Source organism: Teredinibacter turnerae T7901 (assembly GCF_000023025.1).
Lineage (GTDB): Bacteria > Pseudomonadota > Gammaproteobacteria > Pseudomonadales > Cellvibrionaceae > Teredinibacter > Teredinibacter turnerae_B.
The window spans coordinates 1,732,112-1,750,385 of the sequence record NC_012997.1 but is presented as its reverse complement, the minus strand read 5'-3'; the positions used below and the strand labels follow the sequence as shown (position 1 = coordinate 1,750,385).

Genomic DNA, 18,274 nt, shown 5'->3' with positions numbered 1-18,274 from the left:
AGGATTTGAGGCTATTCGCTTTTAGTAATAATTACGCGCTGCCCTGACACTAAATCAACTGCAAAAATCGCGTCCTCTACGTTGTCAAAAATAAAAGCAAAATCATATTCTGGATGGATAGTGATAGCTTTGTTCTCTACAAAATCATTATTCAAATCCAAGTCGGAGAACAACTCAGCCGCCCTGTTTTCCAAATCGACCGCAAGCAAGGTGTCGTTATTTCTATACCCCGCAAAAATCGCTCGATTGCGGCCGTGATACACATCAAAAGCAATCGCGGTAGCAGAAGCCCAAGAACTGGTCTCAGTAGAAGCTGCCGCGTCTACGAACAGACTACGCGTACCGGTATCCGGGTCGATTTCAAGTATCTGCCCGTTTGCCAAATTAGTCGCTAACAAACGCCTAGTACCTGGCACCAGTTTAATGTCCGTGGGCTCATCAAAAGGTAGCGCTGCATTGGGAATGGTATTCGAAGAGAAAATCGAGAATTCAGTAAGATCAAGATCGACCGAGCCTATCGCGTTTTCAAAAACCATTGCAATTAAAATGCGGGGATGATCCTGAGTTTCACGATCCACCAACATACGTCTCAAGCTAATCTTATCCGGCGCCGTTAATTTATCAGCGAGAGACAGAAAATGGGTCACTTCCAAACTCGCGAGATCTACCCGATAAATTATTTGGTCACCAGGAGCCGTTGACAACACGTATAGCGCATTGGTTTCTTTATCGAGCGCCATACTTTCCGTAATCGTATGGTCTGTCGGCAGTCCAGTTATTGTAAGTTCACTACGAGCGCCGGTGAGCAGGTCGACCGAACGTATTTTTCCATCGTAGAAACGTCGCCCAATTAGTAAACGAGGATTTCTCCCAGTATCATCTAATACAACAGTTCTACTCAAATCGAATACCGTCCCCTCATGAGGAAACGGGATGTCATATTCTTCCTTCCGCATATTCACCGCAGCCGCTTCGGTATTTACATTCCCGGCTTCATCAGTCACAACAATAGTGATGGCGTTATCGCCTTCTAATAAATCCAATTGTGTTCGCCAGGTGGCGAAGTTATCAGTGCTCTCGATGGTGGCACCACTGTCCTGGCCGTTAACGAATATTTTTAGGTCGGTGATTTGGCTGAGGTTGTCTTCGGCAGAGCCGCGCACCATGACGGAGGTGTTGGCGGTTTTTGCCGTGGGTGGCGGGAAGGCGATTTTTGCAGTGGGGGCTTGCAGGTCTTTTACGGTAGTGACCGAAAAGCTGTTTGCGATACCACCAATGGTTAAGGTCGCCATGGCAACGGTGTTTGCTGTAGCGGCTGAGGTAAGGCGCAATACAACATTGTCACCGGCTTGTACTGTGCCCTCTTCGCTAGTGAATGGCTGGTCGTTAATGGCATATTCACCATCAGCTACCACAATAGGCGCGGCATCATTAATACCTGAAATTGTAATAGCATCAGCGGAGTAGACCGTATTTAAATCCGCGTCCATAACGGATTCAAAACTAAATGCATCCGGCTCAATATCCTGCGCAAGGGTGGTCACAGCAAGCGTGCCTTTCACACCGCCAATATCCAGTACTGCTGCGGTTTCGGTAGAAAAGTTTGTTGAGGAAAGCACTTTAACGGTAACGGTTTCGCCACTCTCGATGGTACCGGCCGCGCTGGTAAAATCGCCATCGCCAATCGCATATTCACCATTGCTAACGGAAATAGGCGCGGCATCGTTAATACCCGTAATCGTCGCGCTTGCCGTATAGGCCATCGCCAGATCCACATCGGTTTTCGGTGCGAAGCTGAATGGCTCTGGCGTAATATCCTGTGGGACAGTCACTACAGTAAACGACGTTTCGTAATCGCCCACGCTCACCGTAATCGCCACTTCATCACTAAATTCCGCACCGGCCTGGGTTTTAATTTGCAGTGTTTGGCCGTTGGCGATGGTGGTATTACCGGCTGTAAAATCTCCACTGGCAATGCTGTACTCGGCCCCAGCCGATACAACCAGCGGCGCTTGGGTGTTAATGCCTGCAATGGTGACCGTGTTGGTTAATACCTCAGCACTGCGCGCGTAAGTGGGTTGCTCCAGGGTAAAGGTAAAAGCCTCTGGCGAGGTATCGGGAACCGGTGTGGGCGGGAACGGTGTTGGCGTTATTGTCGGCGCCATCGTTGGCGTGGGCGTAACTGACGGCGCAACTGTTGGAGTGGGTGATGCTGATGGGTCGACACCGCCATTATCGTCGCCACCACATGCGACAAGGGTGATTAAAGTTGTGGACACCAACAACGCTTTAAGGGAACGGGAAAAACGGGTGGAATACGAAGATAGCATGAGGGACCATTCCTTGTTTCGTACTTATTTATTAGGGCAAAATCACTATTTGCCGCGACTTTATAAAGTCTGATTTATACCACACGGTGTTTGTGTAGTACGTGCAACCTGTCGCTAAATTAAACTATGTGACTGAGCGCAATGATCAGTACAAAGAATTAAAAAAGCATCAAATATCAGATACACAGCAACGCCCTCAGTGAAATAATCACAAAGCGAATACCGTAGATGTAAACCTGAGAACCAGCGCTCAATATCGATGCAAGAAAAACCGACGTGAGGCTTGAAATGCTGCGAGAAGCAGATGATGCAAAAGCGAGTTTATATGGCACGAAGAACTTCCATGTGACACGTAATAATTGTTTGGCAGCTAAACCATTAGCGGCGTTCAATAATACGAGGGAACAACCCATCTGTGAAGCCAATCACTGTTTTTTTATGTACGAATGGGACAGGTGTACGAATGGGACAGGTGTACGAATGGGACAGGCACCTTTGTACGAATGGGAGAGGCACTTTGAAGTGTACCAGTAGGACAGGCACCCTAACAGTTGAAAAGAGGGAAGCTCACAAGGACAGGCACCTTTGAAACAACGCTTGCCCCGTTTGATCCAATTTACCAACAGCCTGAAAATCACGGCCAACATCCAAATTCATTCAACGCCTTCAATAACTAAAACCGGCAAAGGTATTGACATACACACCCATCACATTAAACTGTTTATAAATACAGTATTCCGGAATGCATCATGACTCGTCCACGGAAGGAATTAGTCGACATTGCTGACACGCGCTATTACCACATTGTTTCCCGCTGTGTGCGGCGATCTTTTTTATGTGGTAAAGACGAATCTACAGGCAGGAGCTACGAGCACCGGCGCCAATGGATTGAGGATCGAATTCATTTACTCTCTTCACTTTTCGGCATAGATATTTGCGCCTATGCTGTGATGTCTAACCATTTGCATCTTGTGGTCAAGCTGTCACCAGAAGAAATAGCAGCGCTCGAGGATTATGATGTCGTAACCCGTTGGCGACACCTTTTCAAAGGGCCCCACCTGGTTCAACAATGGTACAAAGGCGAGAGACTAAGTGAAACAGAACTAAACGAAGTAAAGTCTGCTATAGCGGTACTTCGCAACAGGCTAAGCAATCTCAGTTGGTTTATGAAATGCCTCAACGAACCAATAGCAAAGAGAGCCAACGAGGAGGACCAGTGTAGCGGGCACTTCTGGGAATCCCGTTATAAATCGCAAGCGTTACTGAGTGAAAATGCACTACTTGCAGCGATGGCCTATGTAGATCTTAATCCCATTCGCGCAGGAATCGCCGCATCACCACAATCATCCGATCATACCAGTTTAAAAGTGAGGCTATCCGCTAATAAAAAGACAGAAATCACGCATAAACCTTCGCCAAAAGATAAAGCGAAACGATACAACCAGTTTGTATTCAAACCACTGCTCCCTTTTAAACGCTCAGCAAGCGAACCTAGCGAATCCGAATTACCCATCACCTTCCACGAGTATCTCCAACTAATTGAGTTCGCTCTACGCAAATACAAAAATCAACCGGAAGCGGGTCGGCTTCTTCATAATTTCGAGTTGGCCAACCAGATTAACTCTGCCAGCTGGGCAATAGATTCAACGCAGTTTGAAAAAATCTACAGACAAAGATTTTCGAAAAAACCGCAACAAGTTCAACGTGCTGCATAAAGATAAATCAAGAAGTTAGATGTAAGACCAACGTTTAGCTCTACTCCAAATTGATCACCTTTTAAGCTACAAAACTCCCCTCTTTACGTACAATCATCGTGTAGCGCCAGATAAAATTGCGCAACCATATCCGTAAAATTCAACATACTGCTCGTCACTAATAAATTTTCCAATTTGATATCGCCTCCATGCAATCTGTGGAGGTGTTTGCCTGTAATTTTTCTCTTTGTAAAGTTTAGGTGACTGTCCCTTTTAAAATACCATCCTTTTCATACCGCCCTCTGCGCGTTCCCCTTCCGGAAAATTGCAGCTCACAGGCCCTGCACAGTGACTGTCCCTTTATGACTTACAGTGCCTGTCCCTCTACCGTGTCCCTTTACCGCCTCTACAATAGTTCCTTTGGCGTGGGCATTGCTTCACTGCTATAGCTATGCATGTCACAATGCTCGATTGAACTCATCTAAGCGCAAGAACTCCATTTACAAGCACGTTTGTTGTATCTGCGTTTTGTAACGATTTAAGGAGGCTCCCATCTGGACTTTAGTGCACCCAATTAGTGCGATTCTCGGTAGTGTCGCTTTACTGCTCCTTGGCGGCGGCTTGCTCAATACATTGATAACGTTGACAGGGAATGACTACGGGTTTTCTAAAACCATGCTCGGTCTGATTATGTCGGGTTATTTCGCTGGGTTTACCTGCGGTACTTTCGTTAGCGGACGTCTAATTCAGCGCATAGGTCATATCCGCAGTTTCGCCTTTTGCGCAGCCATTTGCGGGTCTGTCGCGTTACTGCATTATCTATGGGTAAACGCATGGGCTTGGCTTGCGCTGCGTTTTGTATACGGGCTTGCTTTTGTCACACTCGTTACCGTGATCGAAAGCTGGCTGAACACTCGTGCGCAAAAGGAAGACCGGGGAAAGGTTTTCGCGACCTATATGGTGGTCAACCTTGGCGCAATTGCTGTAGCTCAGCAGTTGCTCCGCCTGGACACAGGAGAAGCGTTTACAGCATTCGCCATCGCAGCAATTTTTATCTGCTGGGCTGTGTTACCCATTACTATCACGAGCCGAAGCCAACCGCATATATCCGAAAAGGCTTCGAGTAGCTTACGGAAACTTCTAAAGTTCGCACCACTTCCAGTCGCATCAGCTCTTTTATCTGGCTTAGCGATGGGCGCATTTTGGAGTATGACGCCACTCTTCGCCCAGGAACAAGGCTTTAGCCGAGGTGATATTGGTTTGTTGATGAGTATGACCATTGTCGGTGGCGCTCTATTTCAACTCCCGGTCGGCCGCTACTCCGATAAGCATGACCGCCGTAAAGTGCTACTCACGCTTTGTATCGCTGCTTCACTGCTAATGCTGATAACGACTTTCGCCACGGGCTTAACGAGTTTAATTACGCTGTATTTCCTGTGGGGTGGATTTTCATTTGCACTCTATCCCATCGCCGTAGCGTTGCTGATCGACCAACTTCATCCCGACGAAGTGATCTCCGGTACAACGGATATGCTCGTTTTGCACGGCGCCGGTGCTGCCTTAGCTCCCCTACTCGCAGGCTCGTTGATGAATGCCTTTGGCGTACACGCCCTTCCGGCGTATGTTGCTGCTGTTCTTCTTGTGCTTGGGTGCTACGCCGTGTTGCAGATCCGCCGAATGTCCGTGCTCCCTGCTGGCGAAACTGCGCACTTTGAACCGATGGTGCAGACATCAGCAGAAGTACTTGAGATGATTTCGAAAGAAGAATCTGACCCCGAGCGCGAGGAAGCCCGTGCGGACGAAGCTAAGCACTAGTTGGATTGATAACTTGGCAATAAAAGCAGCGAAGTTAATCGCCGACTCAAGGAACCGCCGCCGTTGCCACAAGGACAATGTAAGCCCTTGAAATGTCATAAAAATTTACGCATTTTCGCCGGCCATTTCAGGGTACGCGATTGAACAGGTAGGATCATCTATCTGTTCAATAGCCGGCTTAACAGTAGAGCTACTCGAACAAAGGTTAATCAACATGAAGCGCCTGTCCCGTAGAGGTCACTCCAGGGGACAGGCGCTTTTTATATCCGTAAAATCTCAAATTTACATCTTTTTACTACAGCCAAAGCACGGTAGATAACATTAACCGCGTACCTTCAGCGAATTGTTCTAGCCAATTTGGGTGTCTGTCCCGTTAGTTGTTTGTCCGATATCTGAACAGAGTGCCTGTCCCTCAGGATTTCCCCGCTGCTAGAGGCGGCTATAGTGATTGCCCTTTTAGGTGACTCTCCCTTTTAGTAGTACTGGCGTCGAATAACTGGCTAGGCATGTACTGATAGACCAAAGGTGCCTGTCCCATAAAGATTGTTCCCAAGGTAAGACGGAAAGTGCCTGTCCCATTAGTGGGGTAGTAGTACTAGCGCCCAACAACTGGCTAGGCATGTACCGATCTACCAAAGGTGCCTGTCCCATAATAGATTGCCTGTTCCCGAGGTAAGACGGAAAGTGCCTGTCCCATTAGTAATGTTCTTTACGCCGGGTTAACCCGCGCCAACCGGACTCATGACGTCGCTTAACGCTACGTCAATAAGCCCGTGGTTGACGACTGCACCCTCAGTACCGCTGATGCCTTCCAGGGCGAATTCGCCATTTAAAAAATCGTCCGTACGAATATTTAGCCCGGAAGCCAGCAGGCCTCCCACATTCACGGATGCCCCTTCACCAAAAATAATACCGTGGGGGTTAATTAAAAAGACCTGGCCGTTGGCATCGATCTGACCGTGGATTTGCGAGCCGCGATTGCTGAGAATTCGGTTAAGGGAAATGGAAGAGGAACTGGGTTGAATATACTGAACACGTTCATTGGCTGCGACATCGTAGCTTTGCCAGTCAATGGCCATCCGGTCCGTTTGTTGGGTAATGGTGGTGGTGTTCCCCGCGTTGGAAATAGACCCGGTACCGCCAGTGACCGTACCGCCTTCCGGGCCAGCAATCACCAAGCCTGATGCCATTTGTACTGCCAGCGCCAAACAGGAAAGTTTAAATCCCTTTTGTTGGTCCCACTTCCGAGTATTTTTCATCGATTTAACCCTGCTCAACTGCACTATTCCACCCTAACCATAAACAATAAATACTAGTTACTTTTAGAAATAACCACACGCTGCCCGGTTACCAAATCAACCGCAAATATTGCGTTCTCAGTATTGTCAAACACAAACGCAAACTCATAATTAGGGTGAATCATGATAGCTTTATTTTCATCAAATCTATTATTCAAGTCCAAGCCAGAGAACAACTCCGTCACCCTACTTTCCAAATTAACCGCAAGCAAGGTGTCGTTATTTTCGTACCCCGTAACAATCGCTCGATTGCGGCCGTGATACACATCAAAAGCAATCGCGGTAGCAGAAGCCCAAGAACTGGTCTCAGTTGAAGCAGTCGCGTCTACAAACAGATTACGCGTACCGGTATCCGGGTCGATTTCAAGTATCTGCCCGTTTGCCAAATTAGTCGCTAACAAACGCCTAGTACCTGGCACCAGTTTAATGTCCGTGGGCTCATCAAAAGGTAGCGCTGTATTAGGAATGGTATTCGATGAAAAAATCGAGAATTCAGTAAGATCAAGATCGACCGAGCCTATCGCGTTTTCAAAAACCATTGCAATTAAAATGCGGGGATGATCCTGAGTTTCACGATCCACCAACATACGTCTCAAGCTAATCTTATCCGGCGCCGTTAATTTATCAGCGAGAGACAGAAAATGGGTCACTTCCAAACTCGCGAGATCTACTCGATAAATTATTTGGTCACCTGGAGCCGTCGACAACACGTATAGCGCATTGGTCTCTTTATCGAGTGTCATACTTTCGGTGACTGTGAGATTTGTCGGCAGCCCTTTTACGGTAAGTTCGGTGCGGACACCTGTAGATGGGTCGATCGACATAATCTTGCCATCGATAGAACGCCTCCCGATGAGCAACCGTGGACTGTCCACCGTATCGTCCAGTACGACGGTTCGACTCAAATTGAATTCCACACCCTCGTGTGGAAATTCGAGATCATAGTCTTCGCGCCGCATATTCACCGAAGCCGCTTCGGTATTCACATTCCCGGCTTCATCGGTCACAACAATAGTGATGGCGTTATCGCCTTCAAATAAATCCAATTGTGTTTTCCAGGTCGCGAAGTTATCAGTGCTCTCGATGGTGGCACCACTGTCTTGGCCGTTAACGAATATTTTTAGGTCGGTGATTTGGCTGAGGTTGTCTTCGGCAGAGCCGCGCACCATGACGGAGGTGTTGGCGGTTTTTGCCGTGGGTGGCGGGAAGGCGATTTTTGCAGTGGGGGCTTGCAGGTCTTTTACGGTAGTGACCGAAAAGCTGTTTGCGATACCACCAATGGTTAAGGTCGCCATGGCAACGGTGTTTGCTGTAGCGGCTGAGGTAAGGCGCAATACAACATTGTCACCGGCTTGTACTGTGCCCTCTTCGCTAGTGAATGGCTGGTCGTTAATGGCATATTCACCATCAGCTACCACAATAGGCGCGGCATCATTAATACCTGAAATTGTAATAGCATCAGCGGAGTAGACCGTATTTAAATCCGCGTCCATAACGGATTCAAAACTAAATGCATCCGGCTCAATATCCTGCGCAAGGGTGGTCACAGCAAGCGTGCCTTTCACACCGCCAATATCCAGTACTGCTGCGGTTTCGGTAGAAAAGTTTGTTGAGGAAAGCACTTTAACGGTAACGGTTTCGCCACTCTCGATGGTACCGGCCGCGCTGGTAAAATCGCCATCGCCAATCGCATATTCACCATTGCTAACGGAAATAGGCGCGGCATCGTTAATACCCGTAATCGTCGCGCTTGCCGTATAGGCCATCGCCAGATCCACATCGGTTTTCGGTGCGAAGCTGAATGGCTCTGGCGTAATATCCTGTGGGACAGTCACTACAGTAAACGACGTTTCGTAATCGCCCACGCTCACCGTAATCGCCACTTCATCACTAAATTCCGCACCGGCCTGGGTTTTAATTTGCAGTGTTTGGCCGTTGGCGATGGTGGTATTACCGGCTGTAAAATCTCCACTGGCAATGCTGTACTCGGCCCCAGCCGATACAACCAGCGGCGCTTGGGTGTTAATGCCTGCAATGGTGACCGTGTTGGTTAATACCTCGGCACTGCGCGCGTAAGTGGATTGTTCCAGTGTAAAGGTAAAAGCCTCTGGCGAGGTATCGGGAACCGGTGTGGGCGGGAACGGTGTTGGCGTTATTGTTGGTGTCGGCGCCATCGTTGGCGTGGGTGTAACTGACGGCGCAACTGTTGGAGTGGGCGTAACTGACGGCACAAGTGTTGGCGTGGGCGTAACCGACGGCGCAACTGTTGGAGTGGGTGATACTGATGGCACAGAGATGGGCGTGGATGAATCACTACTCCCACCACATGCGCCTAGCACAGCAGAGAGCCCAACAAAAACACTCGTTCTGACCAATATAAAAAAGCCACGCATGGAAGCGCGAGGAAGTTCGATATCCATCTTTTTCGTCCTTGAAGTTTACGTCAGCAAAAACTGACTTATTGCATACACTATTTAATTAACAAACGATTTACTATGCAAATTGAGTTAAGCGCAAGCATACCAGAGTAAAAAAGCAAAGGTTATGACGGGTTACGAAAATTAGCAGTTACGCGAATATTACGACCCTAACCAAAAGGTATGTTTGAATAACCAGGAAATTAATCCAAAGTGATTGACGAGCTAGCTGACCAAATTTTAGACGACCACCTATAGCTCATTTCTAACAGCCTTTTAACAGTGCCTTTACCATTTGGTAGAACCCCTCAAAGCTTTACCCCCCGTTTATAAAAAGCCACGGCTGTAGAGATTTAAAGATACGAAAATGCATCAATGGCAAAGCTCTCCCGAACTCACACGATAAGACTCAGACGAATACTTTGCAGTTAGGAGTGTATCGACAGCGCTCTGGTATTTATGCTCGAAATGTAAACGGTTCAATAACGGCTTCTGCGCAGGAAAGCAGTGCCACATAAAACCGGACACTTCTTTCTCCAGCTGTCCTGGCCCCCAGCTGAAAGAGCCCAGGCCAACCAACGCGTCCATATGAATACTCGGATCAGCGAAAGCTTCTTGCGAAAAATTCAGGCTCAGTGACTTGTTATTTATTTGATGAGGGTAGATATCTACAGCACGTGACAATATCCAGGGTAACTCGGTAGCCAGGGGCCCGCCCGAATGCACCGTTACAGAAGCTAAAGACAGCGGGCTCACGGAGGCCAAAATCTCATACTGTTCAGAAAAATCTGCTAGAGGTTTACCGAAATATTCGTTCAGGCAAACGCCTACTGCGCCATCATCGCCATGATGTACGACATAGATTAATTTTTCAGCGCTGGCAGCAAACTGTGGTAAGTCGGTGGTGGCGGGGTTGGCAATTAATACATTATCGGTAAGAAATCCTGACATGATACCTCTTGCAGGGAAGATTAGATAAGTAAGGGCATTTCGCACCTGGGCAGCAGTAACAATAACACCTGAGCTTAGAGCCGAAGTGCACCGTTCAAGCTGATTCGTAACACCGAAGTTGCGATAAAACAGCATCTAAAAAATACATTGTTTTGGCAAGAGGAAATCCGTTTAATTTTGTAGCCTTCAATTTACATGGGGCTACTTTGCTAATGCGAATGCCACCACCGCCCCAGAAAACCGGAATTGAGTGCGCGGAAACAGTTAGCTCGCTTTGAGATAGCCTGCAGTTTAGCGAGCGCACATCATTACGCCTGCTCGACCATCAACAGTCTTGCTTGTTGGGCAAGCAAGGCAGTTTGCCGCGCGAAAACAATCTATCTGTATTTTAGGGTCGATAAACTCAAACTATTTATTAATTTTTTCTATCATGCTGAGCGGAGAAGGGAGAAATAGCGACCCGTTCTAGATTTAATCAAAAAGATGATTTATGTTCACAAAACTGGCCAAGCTGAAAGGCTGGATAATGCATACCTTTTAACCTGGCCCATCGGGCAATGACGGTATTACCTAACCGCAGATAAGTCGGGCTGAGCAAAAACTCACAATGCCGTTCGGCGCCACTAAAAAAGGAAATAGCCAACAAGGAATGTCAATGTTAAACAGAGTTCACAACGCCAATACAGGGCAAGCACAGAAAGCGGCCGCAGGCATTCTTAGGGCCGAAAACGCCAGTTTAGCCTCTTTACTCTATAACCTAACCCTTTGTGGGCATTATCAATCTCGCGCGCGGGATTTTTAAACAAGTTGAAATTATTTGATGTGATCAAGCGATGTGCGACAGCGTTCCCCGTGTAGATTTTTTATCTGCTACCAGCCAAGCCATGCCTAAAAATACATTTGCCGTAGATTGTTTGTTTTCTTCCATATCGGGTGTTATTACGTTCAACGGTGAGCCTGCAGAAGGAGCAACAATCAAACGCACAGTGAGCAAAGCACATGTACGTGGTGACGTGCGGGATGAAACCAAGACAGATAAAGAAGGCGTTTTTTATCTACCTGAGGTTTTTGAGAGGAATATTCTCTCGCGCGTGCTTCCTATGGAATTTGCAGTATCACAAAAAATTATTGTTATCTACGAAGGCTACGAATTCGATCTTTGGCTAGGCGTTAAACGGCAGCGAGAAGAAAATGCGGAAGCAAAAGGCCAGCCACTCGTGGTCGAATGCCGCTTGGAAAAAGAACTTAACCAAAAACAAGTCAGTGGAGGCGTAATATTTTCGCGATGCCACTGGAATGTGGAAGAAGACGAGATAATCAGGCTGGAAGACCTCCCCGGCCCAGGCCAATAAGCCCAAATAACGAAGAAGTGTATGAATAAAAAATCACCTCTAATCGCAATACTGCTCATTTTTTTATTATTGAGAGAGAGTTACGCCATGTCCACGAATAAATTTGCCACGGATTGTTTGTTTTCGTCTATTTCAGGCGTAATTACCCAAAATGGGGTGCCTGTTGTGGGCGCAACACTGAAGCGCAGCGCCAGCAAAGCGCATACATCAGGCGAGATCGTAGACGAAGTAACAACAGATGATAAAGGGTATTTTTCTATGCCCGCTCTGTACGAGCGCAATGTCATTGCACGCGTGCTGCCAATGGAATTCGCCATATCTCAAAAGATTGTTCTGACATACAACGGCAACGAATACGACATGTGGACTGGCGTTAAGCGCAAACGAGAAGAAAATGCCGAGGCCAACGGTGCACCACTCATAGTGCAATGTGATTTAACTAACGAGCGAAAGCTAAAACAAGTGAATGGCAACCCTATTTTCTCTATTTGCACCTGGGGCGCAGAGGAAGACGCAGCGCTCGATATACCACCTCCCGAACCCGACGACGAGTAACCGTTTTATTTTACGTTCAAGGAAAACGACATGGCTAAGATACCACCCATTTTTGCAGCCAACTTGGCGAACTCTGTTTACGATCTGTCACGCTTTGGAATTGACGATGGATTCTCTGTGCTTTCGGAGAGGTACGGCAACCAGCTGGATCTGAAAAAATCGCAAGTCACTAAAGGGCGTACTGGTGGCCCAGGTGTATTGAAGTCGCGCACGGCATTTGGTTTTGTGTGTGTAGGGAAAGACGCCTACAAAGGCCACGCGTTTTTTGTTCTGCGCGGAACCCAATATTTAGCTGACTGGTTAACCAACTTTAATATCGGTACTTCACGCTCTTTTCATGCGCAACCAGTACACGATGGTTTTAAGCGTGCCTTTAATTCCATGCGCGACCAAATGGAGCCTTTTATTACGGCACTGGGGCAACAAGGGATTCATTCGGTACATTGCGTTGGGCATAGTCTGGGCGGCGCCTTGGCTTCGGTTACCGCGGAGTATATTGATGCAACCACGCAACACAAGCCTTACCTCTATACGTTCGGCGCGCCCCGGGTTGGCTTGCATGGTTTTGCCGATAAGCTCACCACCAACCTTACCCCGCAAAAAATGTTTCGGGTATACCACCGCACCGACATCGTACCCTGCATTCCCTTTTGGCCATTTACCCACGCCCCAACGCGTTTAGCAGACACCTATGACTATTTTCAGCCCAGCCCAGGCGACTTTCCCTCTGGCACCTGGCACGATATGGGATTGTATGAAAAAACGGTTGGTCGCAATAATTGGCAAACGTTAAGGGGGAGACGCAACGAGCATTTTAACGATCCCGCAATAGAAAGCTGGCTGAATAAAAAAAGTCCGGTCTCGTTCACGGTCACCAATCTGGAGTGGGTGGACAAAGCCATCAATTACGTATTAAAAAAAGTTTTGGGGGGCTTGGGTGCATTGCTCACCACCGCAGTCGGTAGCGCACTCACCCTGATGGACCGGCTGGCAATGATTCTGCATCAAGGTATCGACATTTCCAAATCTCTGGGTTCATTGGTGCTAAGCCTTGTTCGCAAGATTATGGAAATATTAGGGATGAAGCCCTTGCTGAAAGCCGCAGATGCGACATACCAGTTTATTCGCAACTTGTTTTTACGGCTTTCTCAGCGGGTGAGTACGTATTGCCAGCGGGTGCTAGACGATGTACTCGTCAAAGGGCAAAGCGCCTAAACACTGAAACACAGGGTTTAACACACGGGTACATGGATGTACCGTATACACCTTGCTATTCCTCCACTTCAAGAACACCACCTAAAACACGCGCTGCTGAGCTACGGGGCTGACTAAGATACACAGATACTCTCCAGTCAAATCCGTCAAGACCACCTACCCCGTGAACGAAAGGGTTCGCCCACGCTGGTTGTCGCTTCCAACATTTGAACAAAACGAATGAGTTAACGGCATTGGTGGTGAACGCTCAAAGTTCAGGCTAAAGATACAGCCTTGGTCATTACGCGCAATAACACCTTGAGCGATAGTTGGTACTAAAGAACCAATCTTGCTGGCGTTTTAAATAACATTAAATTAAAAAACAATATATTAAATATATTTATTTATATTTAATCTGAATATATCATTTTGTTCTTATAGTTTGTAAGACTATAAGCTTATAGTCCTATAGACAATAAATGATTACCCGTATATAAATCGCTCCATCGAAGTTCAATCGCCGTTTAACAATAATAATTCGGCGAGGCTATCGATTTCATCGCCCGGCTGCAAAGGTTGGGACGAGCCTTCAAACAGCCCTCCTCCTCTTAAATTTACATTGGCTGTATTGGTGAGAGGCTTAATTCGGAGAACAAAAATAATGAAATTATTAAGTTTGCGAAATACCTTATCCGCACTGGCATTAGCCATTGCAGTAACCCCTGCAGTGAACGCACAACAAACCCTTACGTCTAACTCCACCGGTACTCATGGTGGTCACTACTATTCTTTCTGGAAGGACTCCGGCAATGCGTCCTTCACTCTCTACGATGGCGGACGTTACGGCTCGCAATGGAATAGCGGCACCAACAATTGGGTGGGCGGTAAAGGCTGGAACCCGGGCGGCGCAAAAGTCGTTAACTACGAAGGTTATTACGGCGTTAACAATTCCCAGAATTCTTACCTGGCACTCTACGGGTGGACCCGCAATCCGCTGATCGAGTACTACATAATCGAAAGTTACGGTTCGTACAACCCATCGAGCTGTAGTGGCGGTACTAACTACGGTAGCTTCCAAAGCGATGGTGCGACCTATAACGTCCGCCGTTGCCAGCGCGTACAGCAGCCATCGATTGATGGAACGCAAACGTTCTATCAGTATTTCAGCGTTCGCTCACCCAAAAAGGGCTTCGGCCAAATCAGCGGCACTATCAATGTAGGCAACCACTTTAATTATTGGGCCAGCAAAGGGCTGAATTTGGGTAGCCACGATTACATGGTACTCGCAACAGAAGGTTACCGAAGCTCAGGTAGTTCGGATATTTCCGTGTCTGAAGGTTACGGCGGTGGCTCAAGCAGCAGCGGAAGCTCTTCTTCCGGCGGCAGTTCTTCAAGCTCTTCCGGTGGCAGCGGCGGCACAATCACTGTTCGCGCTCGCGGAAACTCAGGTGGCGAGAACATCGCTCTGCGGGTGGGCGGCCGCGCTGTTGCACAATGGAACCTGAGCACGGGCTACCAAAACTACAACTACACCGGTGGTGCAACAGGCGACATTCAGGTTGAATATCTAAACGATGCCGCTGGTCGCGACGTTTACCTGGATTATATTCAAGTCAATGGCGAAACCCGTCAAGCTGAAGATATGCAATACAACACGGCCACTTACGCCAACGGTTCGTGTGGTGGCGGCTCTTACTCCGAAATCATGCATTGTTCCGGCGTTATCGGCTTCGGCGGTACGAGTGATTGCTTCAGCGGCAACTGTCGCTAAGTGTAAAAACGCCTGCCTGGCACTCGCTGTTTAATTTTGGGCAGGCGAATTAATTAATCTGTGTTGTGTGCTGGAAGCCCCAGCCACAACCGTTAAGCTATTTCTTCTAACGTTGATAAAAAAGCCTGACTCTCGCTACGCCCGAGCTCGCCCAATTGTTAAACCGCACCCCCGCCAACTATTTCGCTGAGCCCAACCCCTCAATTAACAATCATCTGACATGGCGCCATACGCCACATCTAATTTAAAAACAATCTATCAAATATTTTTTTATATATTTATTCTGAATATATCATTTTGTTCTTATAGTTTGTGAGACTATAAGCTTATAGTCTTATAGACAATAATGGATTACCCGTATATAAATCACGCCATCGAAGTTCAATCGCCGTTTAACAATAATAATTCGGCGAGGCTATCGATCTCATCGCCCAACCGCAAAGGCTGGGACGAGCCTTCAAACAGCCCTCCTCCTCTTATTTGGCTGTATTGGTAGAGAGGCTTAATGTGGAGAACAATAATGAATAAAAATGAAAAACGAGGGAATTACCTCAATTCCGCTTTAGCAGCGGCAGTTCTTGCTGCGACAGCAACGGTGTTCACTGCACCAGTTAATGCACAAACACTTACATCCAATTCCACCGGTACCAACGGCGGACACTATTATTCTTTCTGGAAAGATTCCGGCGATGCGTCATTTACCCTGCACAGCGGCGGGCGCTACGCATCCGAGTGGAATACCAGCACCAACAACTGGGTTGGCGGGAAAGGCTGGAACCCGGGTGGTGCAAAGGTTGTTAACTACGAAGGTTACTACGGCGTAAGCAACTCCCAGAATTCCTACCTCGCACTTTACGGATGGACCAAGAACCCGCTGATCGAGTACTACATTATCGAAAGCTACGGTTCCTATAACCCGTCTAGCTGCAGCGGCGGCACGAATTACGGCAGCTTCCAGAGTGACGGCGCAACCTATAACGTACGCCGTTGTCAGCGTGTGCAACAGCCATCTATCGAAGGGACAGCCACGTTTTATCAGTATTTCAGCGTGCGCAGCCCTAAGAAGGGTTTCGGCCAGATTTCCGGCACCATTAACGTTGGCAACCACTTCAATTATTGGGCAAGTCAGGGCTTGAATCTGGGTAGCCACGATTACATGGTACTTGCAACCGAGGGTTACCGCAGTACCGGTAGTTCTGACATTTCCGTTACCGAAGGCAGCGCCGGTGGCTCCAGCAGCGGGTCTTCATCCGGCGGTGGCAGCTCTTCCAGCGGCAGCAGCTCCAGCAGCTCCGGTGGTAACGGCGGAGCAATCACTGTGCGTGCACGCGGTACCAATGGTGACGAACGCATCAGCCTGAACGTTGGCGGCTCAGCAGTAGCCAGTTGGACCTTGAGCACCAGCTACCAAAACTATACCTATACCGGCGGCGCCACGGGTGACATTCAAGTGGAGTACACCAACGACGCCAGTGGTCGCGATGTGATTCTCGACTACGTACAAGTGAACGGCGAAACCCGTCAAGCGGAAGATATGGAGTACAACACGGCAACCTACGCGAATGGCGAGTGCGGCGGCGGCTCCTTCTCAGAAACCATGCACTGTTCTGGCGTAATCGGCTTTGGGGAAACCAGCGATTGTTTCAGCGGCAGCTGCAGCGGCGGTAGTTCTACAAGCTCGTCAGGTGGTGGAAGCTCGTCGTCTTCATCCAGTGGCGGCAGTTCGTCCGGCGGCGGCAGCTGTAGCGGCTACGTTGGCATTACCTTCGACGACGGCCCAGGCAACTACACCAATACACTGATTAATGCACTGAAAACCAATAACCTGACTCCGGTCACCTGGTTTGTTCAAGGGCAGTATATTCAGGGTAACTCTGCGGCGGCCCAGCAGTTGATGTCGGTAGGAGAAATCCAGAATCACAGCTGGAACCATCCGGATATGACTAGCTACAGCTACGCGCAAGTGGTCGACCAGATCAGCCGTACCACCCAGGCTATCCGGGGTGCCGGCGCGCCAGCGCCAACGCTTTATCGCCCCCCCTACGGCAACAACACCAGCGCGATTCGTCAAGCGGCACAAAACCAGGGTCTGCGTTATATCACCTGGGACGTGGACTCCAAGGACTGGGATGGCGCAAGCTCTGCGCAAATCGCTGCGGCTGCGGGTCAGATGCAAAACGGCCAGGTGATTTTGATGCACGATCACGATTACCACACCCGTACGATTAACGCGATTCCAGCAATCGCGTCAGGATTGCGCGCGAAAGGCCTTTGTGCTGGTCGAATCGACCCCAACACCGGCCGTGCCGTAGCGCCAGCAGGCGGTTCCAGCAGCAGCTCTTCAGGCGGCAGCACCACCAGTAGTTCTTCCGGTGGCTCGTCCTCCAGCTCTTCAGGCGGCAGCTCCAGCGGTTCATCCAGCTCTGGTGGCACGGGTGGCAGCTGTGTCTGTAACTGGTGGGGCACCAACTATCCTGTATGTGCGAACAGCAGTGGCTGGGGCTGGGAAAATGGACAGAGCTGTATTGGCGCTCAAACCTGTAACAGCGGCGGTGGCGGCGGAGTCGTTTGTAACTAAACGCACCAGCTAACACACTCTCGAAGAGGCGGGCTTTAAGCTCGCCTTTTTTTATTTTTCACAGTCGCGTTATTCAAAATAGAAATTAATTAACAAAATACTTACAGCAAAAGAAAATTAGCCCGTCAATTGGAAAATTAAATTGCCAATCAGCTCTACTTTATTGGCGCTTAAATACTTATGGTTTGAATTACAATAAGCCCGCACATCAGTAGGTGGGCAGGTAAATTGTGACTCCTAAAATAAGGCGCGATCAGCGCTAAACAATAAGCGGGAGTTTTCACCTTCACAATTGCCCCGCCCGTTCATTGGCACCCTT

10 protein-coding genes and 1 pseudogene are annotated in these 18,274 nt (G+C 48.4%); 7 read left to right on the top strand and 4 right to left on the bottom strand.

Annotated features, from left to right (window positions below):
* Nucleotides 1-11: 11 nt before the first annotated feature.
* Nucleotides 12-2,165: a hypothetical protein gene (locus TERTU_RS07515; protein WP_041590402.1), complete on the bottom strand. Its 2,154-nt coding sequence runs from the start codon at nucleotides 2,163-2,165 to the stop codon at nucleotides 12-14.
* 914 nt (nucleotides 2,166-3,079) lie between these two features.
* Here TERTU_RS07515 and TERTU_RS07505 point away from each other — a divergent pair.
* Nucleotides 3,080-4,045: a transposase gene (locus tag TERTU_RS07505; RefSeq protein WP_015819843.1), complete on the top strand. Its 966-nt coding sequence runs from the start codon at nucleotides 3,080-3,082 to the stop codon at nucleotides 4,043-4,045.
* 543 nt (nucleotides 4,046-4,588) lie between these two features.
* Entirely contained in the window at nucleotides 4,589-5,839 is a 1,251-nt protein-coding gene (locus tag TERTU_RS07500; protein WP_015819347.1) for an MFS transporter, read from the top strand.
* Nucleotides 5,840-6,558: 719 nt separating this feature from the next.
* On the opposite strand, the gene TERTU_RS07495 is transcribed toward TERTU_RS07500, so the two are convergent.
* The 3 genes from TERTU_RS07495 to TERTU_RS07480 form a co-directional block, all read right to left on the bottom strand.
* The gene (locus tag TERTU_RS07495) at nucleotides 6,559-7,098 is read right to left on the bottom strand and encodes a two-partner secretion domain-containing protein (RefSeq protein ID WP_015820699.1); all 540 of its coding nucleotides are present in this window, start codon (nucleotides 7,096-7,098) and stop codon (nucleotides 6,559-6,561) included.
* 53 nt (nucleotides 7,099-7,151) lie between these two features.
* Nucleotides 7,152-9,311 (bottom strand): hypothetical protein, encoded by a 2,160-nt coding sequence (locus TERTU_RS07490; RefSeq protein ID WP_015820642.1) that lies wholly within the window; start codon nucleotides 9,309-9,311, stop codon nucleotides 7,152-7,154.
* Nucleotides 9,312-9,926: 615 nt separating this feature from the next.
* On the bottom strand, nucleotides 9,927-10,505 hold the full coding sequence (locus tag TERTU_RS07480; protein WP_015820075.1) for a YqgE/AlgH family protein: 579 nt from the start codon (nucleotides 10,503-10,505) through the stop codon (nucleotides 9,927-9,929).
* An 884-nt stretch (nucleotides 10,506-11,389) separates the two neighbouring features.
* On the opposite strand from TERTU_RS07480, the gene TERTU_RS07475 reads away from it, so the two are divergent.
* The 5 genes and pseudogenes from TERTU_RS07475 to TERTU_RS07450 all read left to right on the top strand — a co-directional run bounded on the left by TERTU_RS07475 (nucleotide 11,390) and on the right by TERTU_RS07450 (nucleotide 17,955).
* Complete coding sequence (locus TERTU_RS07475) at nucleotides 11,390-11,857, top strand: DUF6795 domain-containing protein (RefSeq protein WP_228378288.1); 468 nt, start codon at nucleotides 11,390-11,392, stop codon at nucleotides 11,855-11,857.
* Between the two features lie 21 nt (nucleotides 11,858-11,878).
* Nucleotides 11,879-12,412 (top strand): DUF6795 domain-containing protein, encoded by a 534-nt coding sequence (locus tag TERTU_RS07470; protein WP_015818234.1) that lies wholly within the window; start codon nucleotides 11,879-11,881, stop codon nucleotides 12,410-12,412.
* Between the two features lie 30 nt (nucleotides 12,413-12,442).
* A complete protein-coding gene (locus TERTU_RS07465) occupies nucleotides 12,443-13,627 on the top strand; it encodes a lipase family protein (protein WP_015817920.1) in 1,185 nt (394 codons plus the stop codon).
* A 640-nt stretch (nucleotides 13,628-14,267) separates the two neighbouring features.
* Nucleotides 14,268-15,371 (top strand): annotated as a pseudogene (locus tag TERTU_RS07455) (glycoside hydrolase family 11 protein); the annotation flags it as partial.
* A gap of 526 nt (nucleotides 15,372-15,897) precedes the next feature.
* Nucleotides 15,898-17,955 carry a glycoside hydrolase family 11 protein gene (locus tag TERTU_RS07450; RefSeq protein ID WP_015817458.1) on the top strand — a complete coding sequence of 686 codons (2,058 nt, stop codon included), beginning with the start codon at nucleotides 15,898-15,900 and terminating at the stop codon, nucleotides 17,953-17,955.
* Nucleotides 17,956-18,274: the final 319 nt, after the last annotated feature.

Excerpts from the sequence above, each read along its gene's own strand:
- TERTU_RS07515 (WP_041590402.1), bottom strand. The coding sequence starts at position 2,165 with ATGGCGCCGACAATAACGCCAACACCGTTCCCGCCCACACCGGTTCCC.
- TERTU_RS07505 (WP_015819843.1), top strand. The coding sequence starts at position 3,080 with ATGACTCGTCCACGGAAGGAATTAGTCGACATTGCTGACACGCGCTAT.
- TERTU_RS07495 (WP_015820699.1), bottom strand. The coding sequence starts at position 7,098 with ATGAAAAATACTCGGAAGTGGGACCAACAAAAGGGATTTAAACTTTCC.
- TERTU_RS07490 (WP_015820642.1), bottom strand. The coding sequence starts at position 9,311 with ATGGCGCCGACACCAACAATAACGCCAACACCGTTCCCGCCCACACCG.
- TERTU_RS07480 (WP_015820075.1), bottom strand. The coding sequence starts at position 10,505 with ATGTCAGGATTTCTTACCGATAATGTATTAATTGCCAACCCCGCCACC.
- TERTU_RS07475 (WP_228378288.1), top strand. The coding sequence starts at position 11,390 with ATGCCTAAAAATACATTTGCCGTAGATTGTTTGTTTTCTTCCATATCG.
- TERTU_RS07470 (WP_015818234.1), top strand. The coding sequence starts at position 11,879 with ATGAATAAAAAATCACCTCTAATCGCAATACTGCTCATTTTTTTATTA.
- TERTU_RS07465 (WP_015817920.1), top strand. The coding sequence starts at position 12,443 with ATGGCTAAGATACCACCCATTTTTGCAGCCAACTTGGCGAACTCTGTT.
- TERTU_RS07450 (WP_015817458.1), top strand. The coding sequence starts at position 15,898 with ATGAATAAAAATGAAAAACGAGGGAATTACCTCAATTCCGCTTTAGCA.